The organism is Martinezella sp. CNPSo 3964 (assembly GCF_057784375.1).
The window spans coordinates 992,224-1,007,066 of sequence record NZ_JBXSOW010000001.1 but is presented as its reverse complement, the minus strand read 5'-3'; the positions used below and the strand labels follow the sequence as shown (position 1 = coordinate 1,007,066).

The 14,843-nt window shown below is 60.6% G+C and carries 16 protein-coding genes; 9 read left to right on the top strand and 7 right to left on the bottom strand.

Going from position 1 to position 14,843, the window contains the following annotated elements; genetic code table 11:
- Window positions 1-162 precede the first annotated feature (162 nt).
- Window positions 163-435, top strand: coding sequence for a YlcI/YnfO family protein (locus tag AC13Q5_RS04930; protein ID WP_488500993.1), 273 nt, complete (start codon window positions 163-165; stop codon window positions 433-435).
- Window positions 432-731, top strand: coding sequence for a type II toxin-antitoxin system RelE/ParE family toxin (locus AC13Q5_RS04925; RefSeq protein WP_488500992.1), 300 nt, complete (start codon window positions 432-434; stop codon window positions 729-731). Before AC13Q5_RS04930 ends, AC13Q5_RS04925 begins: the two co-directional genes overlap by 4 nt.
- Before the next feature lie 14 nt (window positions 732-745).
- On the opposite strand, the gene betA is transcribed toward AC13Q5_RS04925, so the two are convergent.
- The 4 genes from betA to betI all read right to left on the bottom strand — a co-directional run bounded on the left by betA (window position 746) and on the right by betI (window position 5,263).
- Window positions 746-2,395 carry a choline dehydrogenase gene (gene betA, locus AC13Q5_RS04920; RefSeq protein WP_488500991.1) on the bottom strand — a complete coding sequence of 550 codons (1,650 nt, stop codon included), beginning with the start codon at window positions 2,393-2,395 and terminating at the stop codon, window positions 746-748.
- Between the two features lie 170 nt (window positions 2,396-2,565).
- Window positions 2,566-4,029 (bottom strand): betaine-aldehyde dehydrogenase, encoded by a 1,464-nt coding sequence (gene betB / locus AC13Q5_RS04915; protein WP_488500990.1) that lies wholly within the window; start codon window positions 4,027-4,029, stop codon window positions 2,566-2,568.
- Window positions 4,029-4,670 carry a glutathione S-transferase family protein gene (locus tag AC13Q5_RS04910; RefSeq protein WP_488500989.1) on the bottom strand — a complete coding sequence of 214 codons (642 nt, stop codon included), beginning with the start codon at window positions 4,668-4,670 and terminating at the stop codon, window positions 4,029-4,031. Before AC13Q5_RS04910 ends, betB begins: the two co-directional genes overlap by 1 nt.
- A gap of 5 nt (window positions 4,671-4,675) precedes the next feature.
- Window positions 4,676-5,263: a transcriptional regulator BetI gene (gene betI, locus AC13Q5_RS04905; protein ID WP_488500988.1), complete on the bottom strand. Its 588-nt coding sequence runs from the start codon at window positions 5,261-5,263 to the stop codon at window positions 4,676-4,678.
- A gap of 153 nt (window positions 5,264-5,416) precedes the next feature.
- On the opposite strand from betI, the gene AC13Q5_RS04900 reads away from it, so the two are divergent.
- The 4 genes from AC13Q5_RS04900 (at window position 5,417) to AC13Q5_RS04885 (ending at window position 9,540) form a co-directional block, all read left to right on the top strand.
- Window positions 5,417-5,965 carry an HdeD family acid-resistance protein gene (locus AC13Q5_RS04900; protein WP_488500987.1) on the top strand — a complete coding sequence of 183 codons (549 nt, stop codon included), beginning with the start codon at window positions 5,417-5,419 and terminating at the stop codon, window positions 5,963-5,965.
- 228 nt (window positions 5,966-6,193) lie between these two features.
- Window positions 6,194-6,445, top strand: coding sequence for a ribbon-helix-helix domain-containing protein (locus tag AC13Q5_RS04895; RefSeq protein ID WP_075851962.1), 252 nt, complete (start codon window positions 6,194-6,196; stop codon window positions 6,443-6,445).
- Window positions 6,446-6,656: 211 nt separating this feature from the next.
- Complete coding sequence (locus AC13Q5_RS04890) at window positions 6,657-8,462, top strand: GGDEF domain-containing protein (protein WP_075851963.1); 1,806 nt, start codon at window positions 6,657-6,659, stop codon at window positions 8,460-8,462.
- 79 nt (window positions 8,463-8,541) lie between these two features.
- A complete protein-coding gene (locus AC13Q5_RS04885; protein WP_488500986.1) occupies window positions 8,542-9,540 on the top strand; it encodes an NAD(P)H-quinone oxidoreductase in 999 nt (332 codons plus the stop codon).
- Here the strand turns inward: AC13Q5_RS04885 and AC13Q5_RS04880 are convergent.
- Window positions 9,521-10,945, bottom strand: coding sequence for an MFS transporter (locus tag AC13Q5_RS04880; RefSeq protein ID WP_488500985.1), 1,425 nt, complete (start codon window positions 10,943-10,945; stop codon window positions 9,521-9,523). The genes AC13Q5_RS04885 and AC13Q5_RS04880 overlap by 20 nt on opposite strands.
- 101 nt (window positions 10,946-11,046) lie before the next feature.
- Between AC13Q5_RS04880 and AC13Q5_RS04875 the strand changes: the two genes are divergently transcribed.
- Window positions 11,047-11,673, top strand: coding sequence for a helix-turn-helix transcriptional regulator (locus AC13Q5_RS04875; RefSeq protein WP_488500984.1), 627 nt, complete (start codon window positions 11,047-11,049; stop codon window positions 11,671-11,673).
- A 98-nt stretch (window positions 11,674-11,771) separates the two neighbouring features.
- Entirely contained in the window at window positions 11,772-12,779 is a 1,008-nt protein-coding gene (locus tag AC13Q5_RS04870; RefSeq protein ID WP_488501167.1) for an asparaginase, read from the top strand.
- Between the two features lie 20 nt (window positions 12,780-12,799).
- Here the strand turns inward: AC13Q5_RS04870 and AC13Q5_RS04865 are convergent, their stop codons facing one another.
- The gene (locus AC13Q5_RS04865; RefSeq protein WP_488500983.1) at window positions 12,800-13,282 is read right to left on the bottom strand and encodes a DUF2127 domain-containing protein; all 483 of its coding nucleotides are present in this window, start codon (window positions 13,280-13,282) and stop codon (window positions 12,800-12,802) included.
- A gap of 163 nt (window positions 13,283-13,445) precedes the next feature.
- Window positions 13,446-14,201 carry a DeoR/GlpR family DNA-binding transcription regulator gene (locus AC13Q5_RS04860; RefSeq protein ID WP_457879775.1) on the bottom strand — a complete coding sequence of 252 codons (756 nt, stop codon included), beginning with the start codon at window positions 14,199-14,201 and terminating at the stop codon, window positions 13,446-13,448.
- A 128-nt stretch (window positions 14,202-14,329) separates the two neighbouring features.
- On the opposite strand from AC13Q5_RS04860, the gene AC13Q5_RS04855 reads away from it, so the two are divergent.
- Window positions 14,330-14,686, top strand: coding sequence for a DUF4406 domain-containing protein (locus AC13Q5_RS04855; protein WP_488500982.1), 357 nt, complete (start codon window positions 14,330-14,332; stop codon window positions 14,684-14,686).
- Window positions 14,687-14,843 lie beyond the last annotated feature (157 nt).

Sequence of the window (14,843 nt, the reverse complement as noted above, 5' to 3'; positions counted from 1 at the left end):
TCTCTTGGAGGCATTTTCCCGGGCGGCTCACCACAGGTGGTGAATTGCGATATTGATCTTTCTTACAGAATTTCCCTTTGCGGCCAAGACTTAATCCGCGTGTTGACGATTGCGGGTGATCGAATAGAATGCATCGCAATTGCAATGCAAAGGAGCCGATGAATGAAATCCGCCTCCATTCCCCCCTTGAGGGTCGATCCTGCTTTGCGCGCCGCAGCAGAAAGCGTGCTGCGCGAGGGCGAGAGCTTGTCCGCGTTTGTAGAGAGCTCGCTACGTGCCCAGATCGAACATCGGCGAACGAAGGCTGAATTCATCGCTCGCGGCCTCGCCGCGCGCGAGGAGGCGAAGCAAAGCGGAGTATATCATCGCGCTGACGACGTGCTTGGTATGCTGAAGGGCAAACTCGAAGCCGCAAAAGCGGCCCGTCAGAAATGACGTTTGCGGTCCGCTATTCCCAAGGCGCGCTCGAGGATCTCGAGCGGCTCTATGATGATCTGCTTCTGCGAGACGTCGAGCTTGCGGAGAAGGCCTATCAGGCGATCGCCAAGGCAACGGAGTTTCTGGAAAATTTTCCGTTCAGTTGCCGCAAGGCCTCGGCTGACAGCGCATTTCTCCGCGAACTTATCATCCCTTTCGGGTCTTCTGGTTATGTCGCTCTATTCGAGATCGAAGACAGCGAGACGGTCACGATACTGGCGATCAGGCATCAGCGCGAAGAAGATTATCACTGACACCCTGACTCTCCCTACCGATCGCTCGTCTCCCAGCGTGGATTGATCCAGGGCTCCTGGTTCGAGCGTGCCAGCCTCGGTTTGCCGAGAATATGGTCGGCCGCCTTTTCGCCGGTCATGATGGAAGGACCGTTCAGATTGCCGTAGGTGACATGCGGGAAGATCGAGCTGTCGGCGACACGCAGGCCGTCGACGCCGATGACGCGGGTATCGGGATCGACGACCGCCATCGGATCGTCCTTCGAACCCATCTTGCAGGTGCCGCAAGGGTGATAGGCGCTTTCCAGATGCTCGCGCAGGAAAGCGTCGATTTGGTCATCGGTCTGAACGTTCGTGCCCGGCTGGATTTCCGCGCCGCGATAGTCGTCGAAGGCCTTCTGCCCGAAGATTTCGCGGGTGAGGCGCACGCAGTGCCGGAACTTTTTCCAGTCCTCCGGATGGCTCATATAGTTGAAGCGGATGACCGGATCGGCCTTCGGGTCGGAAGAGCGCAGCGTCACGTTGCCGCGTGATTTCGACAGGTTATAGCCGACATGCACCTGGAAGCCGTGGCTTTTCGCCGCCGCCTTGCCGTCATAGCTGATGGCGACTGGCAAGAAGTGATATTGGATATCCGGCTGCTTGACGCCCGGCGCCGAGCGCAGGAAGGCGCAGGCTTCGAACTGATTGGAGGTGCCGAGCCCCTTCTTGAAGAACAGCCATTGCGCGCCGGCGATGCCTTGCATGTACCAGGGCAGCCAGGAATAGAGCGACACCGGCTTCAGGCTCGTCTGCTGGAAATAGAATTCCATGTGGTCCTGCAGGTTCGCGCCGACGCCGGGACGGTCGACCTTCACCTCGATCCCCATGTCGCGCAGATGCTGACCCGGCCCGATGCCCGAAAGCATCAGCAGCTTCGGCGAATTGAACGACGAGGCGGAAACGATCACCTCGCGGTTTGCCTTGATCACCTCGATCTTGCCGTCCCGCTCGACTTCGACGCCGGTTGCACGGCCGTTTTCGATGATGATCTTGCGGGCAAAGCAGCGGATGAGATTCACGTTCGGCCGCTTCAGGGCGGGCTTGAGATAGGCAGTCGCCGCAGACCAGCGCCGGCCCATCCAGGTCGTCTGCTCCATCAGGCCGAAGCCTTCCTGCTTGCTGCCGTTATAATCCTCCGTTGCTTCGAAGCCCGCCTGCTTGCCGGCCTCGATGAAGGCGTGGAAGAGAGGATTGCGCGCATCGCCCCGGCGCACATGCAGCGGGCCGTTCGTGCCGCGCCAGCCCTCTTCGCCGCCGTGCGAGTGCTCCATCCGCTTGAAGTAGGGCAGAACGTCGGCATAGGCCCAGCCCTGCGCGCCGAGCGCTTCCCAGCGATTGAAGTCTTCCGCATGGCCGCGCACGTAGACCATGCCGTTGATCGAGGAGGACCCGCCGATCACCTTGCCGCGCGGCGCAGTGATGCGGCGGTTGTTGAGCTGCGGTTCGGGCTCGGAGAGATAGCCCCAATTGTAGCGGTCCATGCTCATCGGCCAGGCAAGTGCTGCCGGCATCTGGATGAAGGGGCCGAAGTCGCTGCCGCCGAACTCCAGGACGATAACCGAATGCTTGCCGTCCTCCGACAGGCGCGCAGTCATGGCGGAGCCGGCCGAGCCCGAGCCGACGATGACGAAATCTGCTTGCATGACCATGTGCTCCAAACGGATAGGGGCGTAAATCGAGGCGGTTCTTCACCCTCCCCTTAAGGGGAGGGTCGGCCGAAAGCCGGGGTGGGGTGATTGCTGCTATACGTGCTGCGGCTGGTCACCCCCACCCGCCGCTAAGCGGCGACCTCCCCCCTCAAGAGGGAGGTGGATCAATAAGGCGCCTGTACCGGCCCCATGCCGACATAGACGGTCTTCAGTTCCGAATAATGCTCCAGCGCCGCCAGCGAGTTCTCGCGGCCGAAGCCGGATTGCTTGGAGCCGCCGAAGGGGATTTCGACCGGGCAGAGATTGTAGGTGTTGATCCAGAGCGTGCCGGCCTCGAGCTGGTCGACGACGCGGTGGGCGCGGGTGAGGTCGGCGGTGAAGACGCCGCCGGAAAGGCCGAACTCGGTGGCATTGGCACGGGCGATCACCTCGGCCTCGTCATCGAAATCGAGAACGCACATGACCGGCCCGAAGATCTCTTCGCGCGCGATCGTCATGTCGTCGGTGACGTCGGCAAACACCGTCGGCTGAATGTAATAGCCTTCGCCGGAGACATTGTTCGGAATGCCGCCGCCGGTCAAAAGCGTCGCGCCCTCGGCCTTGCCCTTTTCGATATAGGCGAGCACCTTTTCGCGCTGCGCCCAGGAGACCATCGGACCGATCTGCGTTGCCTCGTCCATCGGGTCGCCAATGAGCATAGCGTCGGTGCGGACTTTCAGGCGCTTCAGGAATTCGGGCTTGATCTTACGGTTGACGAAAACGCGAGTGCCGTTGGAGCAGACCTGGCCCGTCGAATAGAAATTGCCGAGCATCGCGCCGCCAATGGCGCTGTCGATATCGGCATCGTCGAAGACGATCAGCGGCGACTTGCCGCCGAGCTCCATGGTGACATGCTTGAGGTTGCCCGCAGCAGAAGCCGCCACCTTGCGGCCGGTCGGCACCGAACCGGTTAGCGATACCTTGGCAACGTCGGGATGGTTGATGAGGAGCGGCCCGGTTTCGCGGTCGCCTTGGATCACGTTGTAGAGACCCTTGGGCAGGCCGGCCTCGATAAGGATTTCGGCGATCTTCAGCGCGCCGAGCGGCGTGTTTTCCGAAGGCTTGAACACCATGGCGTTGCCGGCGACCAGCGCCGGCGCGCCCTTCCAGCAGGCGATCTGCTGCGGGTAGTTCCACGCGCCGATGCCGACGCAGACGCCGAGCGGCACGCGCTTGGTATAGGCGAAGTCGCCGCCGAGCGGGATATAGGAGCCGTTGAGGCCGGCGGCCGCGATGCCGCCGAAGAATTCGAAGCTGTCGGCGCCAGACGTCGGGTCGGCAACGATGGTTTCCTGGATCGGCTTGCCCGTATCCAAGGTCTCCAGCTCGGAAAGCTCGCGGTTACGCTCGCGCATAATGTCGGCCGCCCGCTTCAGGATACGGCCGCGCGCCGTCGGGCTCATGGCCGCCCATTCCGGCTGCGCCCGCTTGGCAGCGGCAATCGCCCTTTCGACAATGGCCGGCGTTGCCGCGTGCAGCCGCGCGATCACCTCGCCGGTCGCCGGATAGATGCTTTCGATAACGGTGCCGTCGGTGTCCTCGACATATTCTCCGTCGATGAAATGCGAGGCTTTCGGTTGTGCGCGCATTATAGAACCCTCAATTCTTCGTAGGACACCATGACATGCTCTTGAAAAGCAGGCCGCTCGGTCAGGTTTTCGTAGTAGCGCTCAAGCCGCGGATGGAGAGGGCGCTGGATGTCGATGTCGAAATAGCGATAGAGAACGTGCCCGAACTGGATGTCGGCAAGCGTCAGATTATCGCTGGTGAGGAAGCGATGCCGTCCGAACTGCGACTCGGCGATGTCAAGCTTCGTAGCGAGCGCGGCAACGGCCGCAATAATCACCTTCTCGTCCTTGAGAGCAGGGGCCGTGCGTACCACGCGCCAGAACACCGGACCGGTGAAACCCTGGGCGATATTGATCTTGGCCCATTCCGCCCATTTGTCGATCTGGGCACGATGCCGGGCGTCCTTCGGCCAGAAGGCATCCTCGCCATATTCCGTGGCGAGATAGCGCAGGATAGCGCCGGTTTCCCACAAGGGGTCGCCATCGCCGTCGCGCAGCACTGGAACTGTGCCGTTCGGGTTCATCGCCAGGAATTCCGGCGTGTCGTTGACGCCGTAAGTGAAGCCGGCATCGATGCGCTCATAGGCAAGGCCGAGCTCGCCGATGCACCACATCAGCGCCTGCACGTTGGATGATGATTTGCGGCCCCAGACGGTCAGCATGATCTTCAGCCTTTCAACGCGTTGAGGTTGGTCGTCAGATAGTCCTCGGTCAGCGCGATCGACGCTTCTGTGCTGATCGGCGCGGATCCGAGGCTCTGGCGGATATAGAGCCCGTCGATCATGGCAGCTGCTCCCTCGGCGATCCGAGCCGCATCGCTTGCCGAGCACAAAGCCTTGAGGTTGGCAACGAGGTTCGAATGCAGCCGGCGGGCATAGATGACGAGAAAGCGGCGCGTCTCTTCCGAGCGCTGCGCTTCGGCATAGAAAGCGAGCCAGGCGGCAATCGTCTCCGGCGCGAACTGGTCGGCCTGGAAGCTGACGCGGATGACGGCCGAGAGCTTTTCGCGCGGCGTTTTCGCCTTGCGTAGCGCCGTCACGACGCTGTCGCGCAGCCGCTGTAGATGCACACGGACGGTTTCGATCAGCAGCTGTTCCTTGCTGCCGAAATAGTGATGCGCAAGGGCAGGGGAAACGCCGGCCTGCTTGGCGATTTCGGACATGGTGACGGTCAGCGAGCCGTGATCGCCGATCACGCGCATTGCAGCATCCACCAGCGCCTTGCGGCGCACCGGTTCCATTCCGACTTTCGGCATGCATCAATCCCCAAGGCTGGGCCTGAGTGTATTTTTGATTGACTGATCAATCAATAAAAAAATCACGCGCCGGGTGTTCGGCGGCGAAAAAACCGCAACCTCTTTCCGCAAGGCATTTCTGTGCCATACTTCCTGATAGGAGGAGGTGCAGTCATGGTTGATATTCTTGATGAAGTTCCCCTATCTGCGATGCGTGACAAATGGGGCTGGTTTGTTGCGCTCGGCATATTGCTGCTGATTTGCGGCGGCATCGCCCTCGGCAATCTGTTCATCGCCACGGTGGCTTCGGTCTATTATGTTGGCATGCTGATGCTGATCGGCGGCATCGTGCATCTGGCCCATGCCTTCCAGGTAAGGGGCTGGGAACATATCCTGTTCTGGGTGCTCAGCGGCCTGCTCTATACGGTCGCCGGTATCCTGGCCTTCGCCAATCCTTTGCTGGCCTCCGAGGCATTGACCCTCTTCCTCGCCATCGCACTCCTCGTCGCCGGCACGTTCCGTGTCTGGGTCGGCCGCAAGTTGAAGCCGGAGCGCGGCTGGGTGTGGATCGTCATCAGCGGTCTTGCCACTGCCGTCGCCGGTATCGCCATCGCTCTCGGCTGGCCGGTCAATAGCCTTTGGATTCTGGGACTTTTCCTGGCCTTCGATCTGATCTTCCAGGGCTGGACGCTGGTGGTCTTCGGCCTCGTGCTCAGGCGGTAGGAGTTCTCCCAAAAAGGGGTAACGGACTGCTACTTTTTGACAAGGAGCGTGAGCGGCGTTAATCTTCTGGCTTCTGCCGTGTCAGGCAGAACGGCGTTGCGTTGATGTAACGACAGTATCTTCGTCTGGAAGTACGCATGTCCAGGGACATGCCCGAAGAAACTGGTTGAAGCCGCGGAACATGCTTCCAGAGAAATTTCCGCGTAACGACGTCAAGGGAGGAATATCATGCCGATGGTAACGGTTTCCATCTCTCCGCTTCAGGCTGCCGGCATCCGCGCAGCGGTCGACACCGGCACCTATGCCTCGAGCAGCGAAGTCGTGCGGGAAGCTCTTCGCATGTGGGATGCGGCGCGCAAGCGCGGTGACATCTGCGAAGTGCCGCGTGCCGCCAACGACGGCGGCGAGACGGCAAAGAGCGGCCGCTGTGTCGCCGATATGTTTGCCGACTACGAGGCAGAGCGGCACTCGAGTAATTAGCACAGAACCCCCACTTATCACGGCAGCCGCTCGGCCGCCGTGTGTTGGTTTTGCGCTCCGGCGAATGGTTAATATTGCTTTACCATTCATCAAACTTTCACATAGGGGAAAGGTTTCGTTGACGCTTTATGGCGCATCTTGGGTTGTAAACGCGGTAAATCCAAAGTTTTACTTAAATAAATTAGATTAGAATCCGCAAGTGGAGATGGGCATGTCCGTGACTGCCGCAGTCGAACCGGGCGTATTGCGCCGATATGCCAGCGACCAGATCGTCACCCTCGCCAAGCTCGTCATAGAAAACGCATTTCAGCCGATCGTGGAGGCCGGCACCGGCGCGGTTTTCGGCTATGAATCCCTGATGCGCGGTCAGGAACGCATCGGCTTCGGCAGCCCTGTCGAGATACTCGACGAAGCCGAGCGAAGCGGCCAGCTTTTCGGGCTGGAGCAGATGGTCACGAGTCGCGCGCTTGCGAAGTTTGCTACTCTGCCCAACATCGCCGCTACAACTCTTTTCCTCAATCTGGATGTTCGGCTGATTGCGCAAGGCGCCGCCTTGGTTGACGGCCTGCTGCAGCATATGAGGAAGGCCGGTATCGCCCCGTCCTCCGTCTGTTTCGAGTTTTCCGAACGCTTCGACAATACCATCGTGCCCGAGTTCTCGGCGCTGGTCGCCAAGATGCGCAATGCCGGTTTCAAGTTGGCGATCGACGATTTCGGGGTCGGTCACGGGGAAATGAAGCTGCTGTCCGATTATCCGGTCGACTATCTCAAGATCGACCGGCATTTCATCGTCGATATCGACCGCAGCGCCCGCAAGCGGCATATTCTCAGAAATCTCGTCAATATCGCCCATGTCCTCGGCACGCGCGTCATCGCCGAGGGTATCGAGACGGAGGCGGAGTTCCTGACCTGCCGCGAATTCGGCGTCGATCTTGTCCAGGGCTGGTTCATTGCTCGCCCGACTGTTTTGGTCAACGAGCTGAAGCAGAGCTTTCCGCATCTGCAGGATCTCGGCAAGACGGTGCGCAACAGCCAGTCGCTCGACGAAATTCTCATCCGCAAGCAGATCGAAGTCCTGCCGACCATCCGCGAAAGCGACAGCATCGACAGCGTCTTCGAACTCTTCCGCCGCAATCCGCGCCGCGCCTATTTCCCGGTCGTCAACGCCAATGACGAGCCGCGCGGGATCATCCACGAGTATCAGCTCAAGGAATATATCTATCAGCCCTTCGGCCGCGACCTGTTGAAAAACAAGGTCTATGAGCGTTCGATCTCGCATTTCGTCGAGATGGCGCCGATCGTCGGCCTCGATTCCGATGCCGACACGCTGATGACGATCTTTGCCAATATGGAAAGCAGCGATTGCCTGATCGTGACCGAAGGCACGCATTATGCCGGCATCGTCTCGGCCGCCTCGCTCATCAAGGTCATCAACGAGAAGCAGCTCAAGATCGCCCAGGACCAGAACCCGCTGACCGGTCTTCCCGGCAACAGGGCGATCCACGATTTCATGCAGAGCGCCGGCCGCGATGGCGATGAGATCAGGCATTTCTGCTATTGCGACTTCGACAATTTCAAGCCGTTCAACGATGCCTATGGCTTCCATCTCGGCGACCATGCCATCTCGCTGTTTGCGGCTCTGATGCGCCGCTATTTCTTCGCCGAAGGCCATTTCCTCGGCCATGTCGGCGGCGACGATTTCTTCATCGGCGTCACCGGATGGAGCATGCAGGAGCTTCGCGAGGTTCTGGACCGGCTGCTGGCCGATTTCCATGCCGATGTCCTCGAATTCTACTCGGCGGAAGATCGCGCAGCCGGCCGCATTCGTGGTCATGACCGCGGCGGTGCCGAGGCAGAGTTTCCGCTGATGCGCTGCTCGATCGGCATCCTGCAGCTGCCGGAGGGGCTGGTGATCGACAACATCAACCGCGTCAGCACCTCCATTGCCGGCATCAAGGCGAAGGCAAAGGAAAGCGCCATTGGCGTCGCATTCCTCGGCTTGGCCGAGACGAATTGACGCCCTCCAGCACTCGCTCCTTTTCAAGCGCCCTGCGCTAAACTATCTCCACTGCTTTGCTGGGAGAGGAGATAGCGCCATGCCCTTGCCGTCTGAAATGCGTTTCGTGGATTTGCCGTCCTTTGGCGGACCTGAGGTCATGACCATCGCCCACAGGCCCTTGCCGGTCTTGAAGCCGGGTGAGATCCTGGTCCGCGTCGAGGCCGCCGGCGTCAATCGGCCGGATGTGGCGCAACGCCAGGGCACCTATCCACCGCCGAAGGATGCAAGCCCGATCCTGGGGTTGGAGATATCAGGCGAAGTGGTCGACGTCGCGCCCGGCGTGACGGAGTTTGCGATCGGCAACAAGGTCTGCGGCCTCGCCAACGGCGGCGGCTATGCCGAATATTGCGTCCTTCCAGCCGGTCAGGCCCTCCGCTTCCCGAATGGCTATGACGCCGTGCGGGCCGCCGCCGTCCCCGAGACTTTCTTCACGGTCTGGGCCAATCTCTTTCAGATGGCCGGCCTCACCGAGGGTGAAAGCGTGCTGATCCATGGTGGTTCCAGCGGCATTGGCACGACGGCGATCCAGCTCGCCCGCGCCTTCGGCGCTACGGTCTATGCAACAGCCGGATCGAAGGAAAAATGCGAAGCCTGCGAAAAACTGGGTGCCAAGCGGGCCATAAACTACAAGGAAGAAGATTTCGCCGAGGTCATCAAGTCGGACACGGAGCATGGCGTCGATGTCGTCCTCGACATGATCGGCGCAGCCTATTTCGAAAAGAACCTGGCCTCGCTTGCCCGCGACGGATGCCTCTCGATCATCGCTTTCCTCGGCGGCGCGACGGTAGACAACGCCAATCTGTTGCCGATCATGGTCAAACGCCTGACGGTAACCGGATCGACGATGCGTCCACGCACGGCGGAGGAAAAGCGGGCCATCCGCGACGATCTTCTTTCCCAGGTCTGGCCGTTGCTCGACCAGGGCACCGTCGCCCCGGTCATTTATCGGACCTTCTCCTTTGACGATGTGGTCGAAGCGCATCGGTTGATGGAAACCAGCGACCACATCGGCAAGATCATGCTGACGCTGGCTTGATCGTGAAGGACAGGATGATGGCGAGCAGGCCTGGTATCGCCATCAGCGTGTAGAGCCAATTTGCAGCCGAAAGGCTGCCGGCAATGCCGCCTGGATGGGTGAGGCCCGCGCTGTTGACGATGACGCCGGCAAGGGCCGCGCCGAATGCGCCGCCAAGCGACTGCGTCATCGAAATGGCGGCCGAGGCCTTGTCCTCATCGGCTTTCCTGGCGATGCCGATGATCCTGGTTACGAGGTGAGCCCATCCCAGGCCGACGCCGAAGCCCATCAGGAACATGGCAATAACAGCCGGCGCAAATTCTGCGAGTGCGGTGAAGGGCGTCGCGGTCGCCAGGAACGGGATCAGCGATGCCGTGGCTGCGGTTTCAAGAATGCAGCCGGTCACGATGGCGATGGCTGCCTGCCGGCCCGTGAACGAAGCGCTGAAGAAGGCCGCGGTGGTCCAGCCGAGCGCGACAAGCGCGACGAGATAGCCCGAGATCAGTGGCGTCACGCCGTGGAGCGTCTGCAGGAAATAGGGAATGTAGATGTCGCTCGTCAGCACAAGCATCATCGTGAATATCGTCAGGTAGAGCCGCGCGATCGGATTGCCGAGCATGACGGCCCCATAGGGGAGGAGGCGCACCTCGCTCCTGCGCTCGATCAGCACCATCGTTGCAACGAGAGCGACCGAAACCGCGATCAGCACGGCCTTGTAGGCCCCTTGTTCGATCGTGCCGGCAATGCTGACGAAGAGGACTGCGGCGAGCAGCAATATGATCTGGAGCAGCGGTGTTCTGGTGTCGATCCGATCATCCGCGACATCGGGCAGCAACCGGCGGGCCGAAAACGCCATGATGACAGCCAGTGGCACCAGAATGACGAAGGCCTCCCGCCAGGCGCCTCCGGCGGCGAAGAGGCCGCCGAGGGTCGGTCCAAGTACCGTCGCCACACCCCATATGGCGGCGTAGAGTGTGGACGCCCTGCGCCACAGGGGCTGGGGATAGATGAAGCGGATGAACGCATAGGCAAGGCCGGACAGCATGCCGGAGCCGTAACCCTGAACCGCACGCCCGACGAGCAACACCGGCATGGTCGGCGCGATGGCGCATACCAGGCTGCCGGCGCCGAAAGTGAGCGCCGCCACGACGTAGACGACACGCAGGCCCATGCCTTTTGGCCGGGTTGCAACGGTAATCGATCCAAGCACACCAGCGGCGACGAAGAGCGTCGTCATCCATGAGAACAGTTCGAGGCCGCCGATGTCCCGGACGATCGAAGGCGCGATCGTCGCCGTGATGTAGGATTCGACGGCATAAAGCGTGACGCCGCCGCCAAGCATCAGCGTCGCGGGCAGGAGTTTCGGCGAGAACAATGTGAAGACGGAGGAGGACTGAGTGGGAGCGGTGGTTTCGATGCTGGACATCGGACGATCCTCGGTATTTTCCCTAGCGGTTGATTATTTTCCAAGTTATAATTTGGAAAATTACATGGCCATCGGATTAAAACAAGAGAAAACTTGGAAAAATGCGTCAGTCACCCGCCAATCGAATCCTGATCCTGTTGAAAACCGACGGGCCGCAACTGGCGGCAGCCATCGGCGAAGCGCTCGGCATATCCTCCGAGGCGGCCCGTCAGCAGTTGACGAAGATGGCGGAGGAGGGACTGGTCGAGCCGGTGGCCGAGGCTGCAGCCGGCCGGGGCAGACCGCGCCAATTCTGGCACTTGACGGCTGCCGGCAACCGGCAATTTCCGGATGGCCATGCGGACCTGACCGCGACGCTGCTTGCGACCATGGTCAGCCAGCTGGGGCAGGGCGCCCTCGATACCGTTATTTCTGCTCGCGAGACGGATACGCTTCAGCGCTATCGCAGCGAGCTCGACCTCACGGCGGATCTGCCGTCGCGCGTCGCAAGTCTCGCCGCCATCCGCACGCAGGAAGGCTACATGGCCGATCACTGGCAGGACGATGATGGCTCGCTCATGCTGGTCGAAAATCACTGCCCCATCTGCGCTGCCGCATGCGCTTGCTCCGGCTTCTGCCGTTCGGAGCTGGAAACCTTCCGCGCGGTGCTCGGCGCGCGGGTGGAGCGGGAGGAACATATCCTTCTCGGCGCGAGGCGCTGCGCCTACCGGATTCGGGCGGCCGCCTGAGCGATAAGCTTTTGATGACAGCGGGCATTCCGGCGATTGGCAATCGCAGGCGCAGCGGCTATCACTGGCCTCCCACAAATCAAAGGCTGCATCCCGTCATGTCCAATCCCGTCTGCGTCGAAGTCACCCGTGGCAATCTGGTCGAAAGCCGCCATCGCGGTTCTGTCGTCGTGGTCGATGGCGATGGCAAGCTGGTCTTCTCGCTCGGCGATATCGAAAGCGGTGTCTTTCCGCGCTCGGCCTGCAAGGCGATGCAGGCTTTGCCGTTGGTCGAAAGCGGTGCTGCGGACGCTTATGGCTTCGGCAACAAGGAATTGGCGCTCGCCTGTTCCTCCCACAATGGCGAGGATGAGCATGTTGCGCTGGCCGCTTCGATGCTGGCGCGCGCCGGCCGCGATGTCGGTACGCTCGAATGCGGCGCGCATTGGTCCTTCGATCAGAAGACAACAATCCATCAGGCCCGTACCATCGAGATGCCGACGGCGCTGCATAACAATTGCTCCGGCAAACATGCCGGCTTCGTCTGCGCTTGCTGCCATCAGGATATCGATCCCAAGGGCTATGTCGGCTACGATCATCCGCTTCAGCAGCAGATCCGCGACACCATGCAGAGCCTGACCGGCGCTGTTCTTGCCCATGACAATTGCGGCACGGACGGTTGCTCGATCCCGACCTATGCCGTGCCGCTCAAGGGATTGGCGCATGGCTTTGCCAAAATGGCGACCGGCACTGGGCTGGAGCCGCTGCGCGCCAAGGCATCGCGCCGGCTGTTCGAGGCCTGCATGGCCGAACCCTTTTACGTTGCCGGCACCGATCGCGCCTGCACCAAACTCATGCAGATCGCTCCCGGCCGTATATTCGCCAAGACCGGCGCCGAAGGCGTGTTCTGCGCCGCCATCCCCGAACAGGGCATCGCCATCGCACTCAAATGCGACGATGGCACCACTCGCGCGGCGGAGGTCATGGTAGCGGCAACGCTGGCCCGTTTCTTCGAGAAGGAGAGCGCGGTTCATACCGGCCTCATGGCGATAGCCGACAGATCGTTCAAGAACTGGAACGGCATCCATGTCGGCGATATCAGGCCGACGGCCGTCCTGACGGCATAACGCCGCTTCTTGCTTCAGCCTCAGACCTGTCGCGCAGGCAGATGTTGCCGAACGACCTTATATTCCTGCCAGATCAGGATCATGACCACGAGATCGAATATGGTGAGGATGATGAGCCCGATGCCGTGCGTGTCGGTGAAGCGATAGAGCTGGTAGACGACGAAAAGCCCCAGCGCCATCAGCGATGCCGGATAGGCCCACATCTTGCCCCGGAGCAGGCCGATAACCAGCAGCACCTTCACCAGCCCATGGCTCAGCAGGTAGTAGGCATAGAAGTTCTTGGTGCCGACGGAGAAATCCTGCGCCCATGTCAGCAGATGCGTCGCGATGAAATCATGCGGATCGTTGAGCAGCTCGGGCTGCGCAATCCTGTTTGCAAGACGCAGGATGGAGTCCGTGCTGATCAGCGCCAGCACAAGGCCGCCAAGACATTCGATCAGGGCATGCGCGCCCTTCAACAAGACGCTGATTTCGAAAAGCTGGTGGATGCGGCGTTCGTTCATGGTCGATCATGACCTCTTGGACATATTGAGGTAGGCCTGATCGGCGATGACAACAAGGCAGGCCGATATGGTGCCGGCATAGGATCAATCTTCGACCGCATCATGATGACGACGCTGCAGATCGCGGTATGGATCTTGTTTTGTCTGTTGGTGCCTGGCGGCCTTAGGCCAGGAAGATCGGCATGTCGGTGTCCCGGTAAGGGGCCAGACTTTCGTCCGGAACATCCGACGGCACGATCAGACCGGAAATGCTCCCCAAAGGCAGGATCTGGCATGGCGAGGCAGCATCGAGCTTCTCAGCTGTCGTCAATACGTAGGTTTCGGCTGAACACTGCGCGATATGCCGCTTGATGGCCGCCTCCTCGAAATCGCCGGTCGAAAAGCCGCGAGCCGGATGGATGGCCGTGACGCCCAGAAAGAAGATATCGGCCCTTATGGAAGCGATAGCCGCCATGGCGACGGCACCAGTCGCCACCATCGAATGCTTGTAGAGCTTGCCGCCGATCAGGATCACCTCGGCCAGGGGATGATGTTCCAGTTCGCCGGCTATCGTCGGGCTGTGGGTGACGATGGTGACGGCGAGATCCTTCGGCAGCTGGCGGGCGATCTCCGCATTCGTCGTGCCGCCGTCGAGGAACACGGTCTGGCCTGGCCGGATCATGTTGGCCGCATAGGCGCCTAGCCGCCGTTTCGCATCGGATGAAACCGCCTGCCGTGCCGTAAAATCCGGCAGCTCCGGCGAAAGCGGCAGCGCGCCGCCATGCACGCGCTTCAGCAGTTTCTCTGCCGCCATCTCCCGCAGATCCCTGCGGATCGTGTCTTCGGAAAGGCCGAGATCGTCGGCCAGTGCCTTGGCGATCACCTGGCCGTCTCGGCGCAATCTGTCGAGGATGAGGGCTTTGCGTTGACTGGTCAGCATGTCGATCTCTGCACGATATCTCACGAATAATCACGAATTTATCAGAATAGATTCGACATTCAAGAAAATATGCGCATATTTGTGCAAATTCCTGCAGGAAGCAGGAGTTAGAAAAATGGAGACATGACATGTTGATCCTGATTGCCGGACCCTATCGCTCCGGCACCGGCGATGATCCGAAGAAGATGGCCGAGAACCTCAAGCGCCTCGAAGAGCCGTCCTACGCACTGTTCAAGGCCGGGCATCTTCCAATGATCGGCGAATGGGTTGCCTTGCCGGTCTGGCACGCCGCCGGCGGCAGGAGCATCGGCGATGATCTCTATGAGGAGATCTTTCATCCGACGGCCGGCCGTTTGCTGCAGCTTTGCGAAGGTGTCCTGAGATTGCCTGGCGATTCCAAGGGCGCCGACAATGATGTCCGCATCGCCCGCGAGCGCGGCATTCCGGTCTGGTACAGACTGGAAGACGTGCCCGGCTGCGCCTAGACGCGCAGATCGTTGCCGCATGCTCCTTCTCCCCTCGTGGAAGGAGCATGCGGCATCGGGGGATGGGCATATCGGCGCGACCGATCAAAACCTTTTGTAGCGCCCATCAGCATCAGCCACTTCCGTATTGGCTGGGTTCGCTTTAGCTTCCTGGGGG

Bases quoted from the DNA above. Each gene is read 5' to 3' on its own strand.
- AC13Q5_RS04930 (WP_488500993.1), top strand. From the start codon at position 163: ATGAAATCCGCCTCCATTCCCCCCTTGAGGGTCGATCCTGCTTTGCGC.
- AC13Q5_RS04925 (WP_488500992.1), top strand. From the start codon at position 432: ATGACGTTTGCGGTCCGCTATTCCCAAGGCGCGCTCGAGGATCTCGAG.
- betA (WP_488500991.1), bottom strand. From the start codon at position 2,395: ATGCAAGCAGATTTCGTCATCGTCGGCTCGGGCTCGGCCGGCTCCGCC.
- betB (WP_488500990.1), bottom strand. From the start codon at position 4,029: ATGCGCGCACAACCGAAAGCCTCGCATTTCATCGACGGAGAATATGTC.
- AC13Q5_RS04910 (WP_488500989.1), bottom strand. From the start codon at position 4,670: ATGCTGACCGTCTGGGGCCGCAAATCATCATCCAACGTGCAGGCGCTG.
- betI (WP_488500988.1), bottom strand. From the start codon at position 5,263: ATGCCGAAAGTCGGAATGGAACCGGTGCGCCGCAAGGCGCTGGTGGAT.
- AC13Q5_RS04900 (WP_488500987.1), top strand. From the start codon at position 5,417: ATGGTTGATATTCTTGATGAAGTTCCCCTATCTGCGATGCGTGACAAA.
- AC13Q5_RS04895 (WP_075851962.1), top strand. From the start codon at position 6,194: ATGCCGATGGTAACGGTTTCCATCTCTCCGCTTCAGGCTGCCGGCATC.
- AC13Q5_RS04890 (WP_075851963.1), top strand. From the start codon at position 6,657: ATGTCCGTGACTGCCGCAGTCGAACCGGGCGTATTGCGCCGATATGCC.
- AC13Q5_RS04885 (WP_488500986.1), top strand. From the start codon at position 8,542: ATGCCCTTGCCGTCTGAAATGCGTTTCGTGGATTTGCCGTCCTTTGGC.
- AC13Q5_RS04880 (WP_488500985.1), bottom strand. From the start codon at position 10,945: ATGTCCAGCATCGAAACCACCGCTCCCACTCAGTCCTCCTCCGTCTTC.
- AC13Q5_RS04875 (WP_488500984.1), top strand. From the start codon at position 11,047: ATGCGTCAGTCACCCGCCAATCGAATCCTGATCCTGTTGAAAACCGAC.
- AC13Q5_RS04870 (WP_488501167.1), top strand. From the start codon at position 11,772: ATGTCCAATCCCGTCTGCGTCGAAGTCACCCGTGGCAATCTGGTCGAA.
- AC13Q5_RS04865 (WP_488500983.1), bottom strand. From the start codon at position 13,282: ATGAACGAACGCCGCATCCACCAGCTTTTCGAAATCAGCGTCTTGTTG.
- AC13Q5_RS04860 (WP_457879775.1), bottom strand. From the start codon at position 14,201: ATGCTGACCAGTCAACGCAAAGCCCTCATCCTCGACAGATTGCGCCGA.
- AC13Q5_RS04855 (WP_488500982.1), top strand. From the start codon at position 14,330: ATGTTGATCCTGATTGCCGGACCCTATCGCTCCGGCACCGGCGATGAT.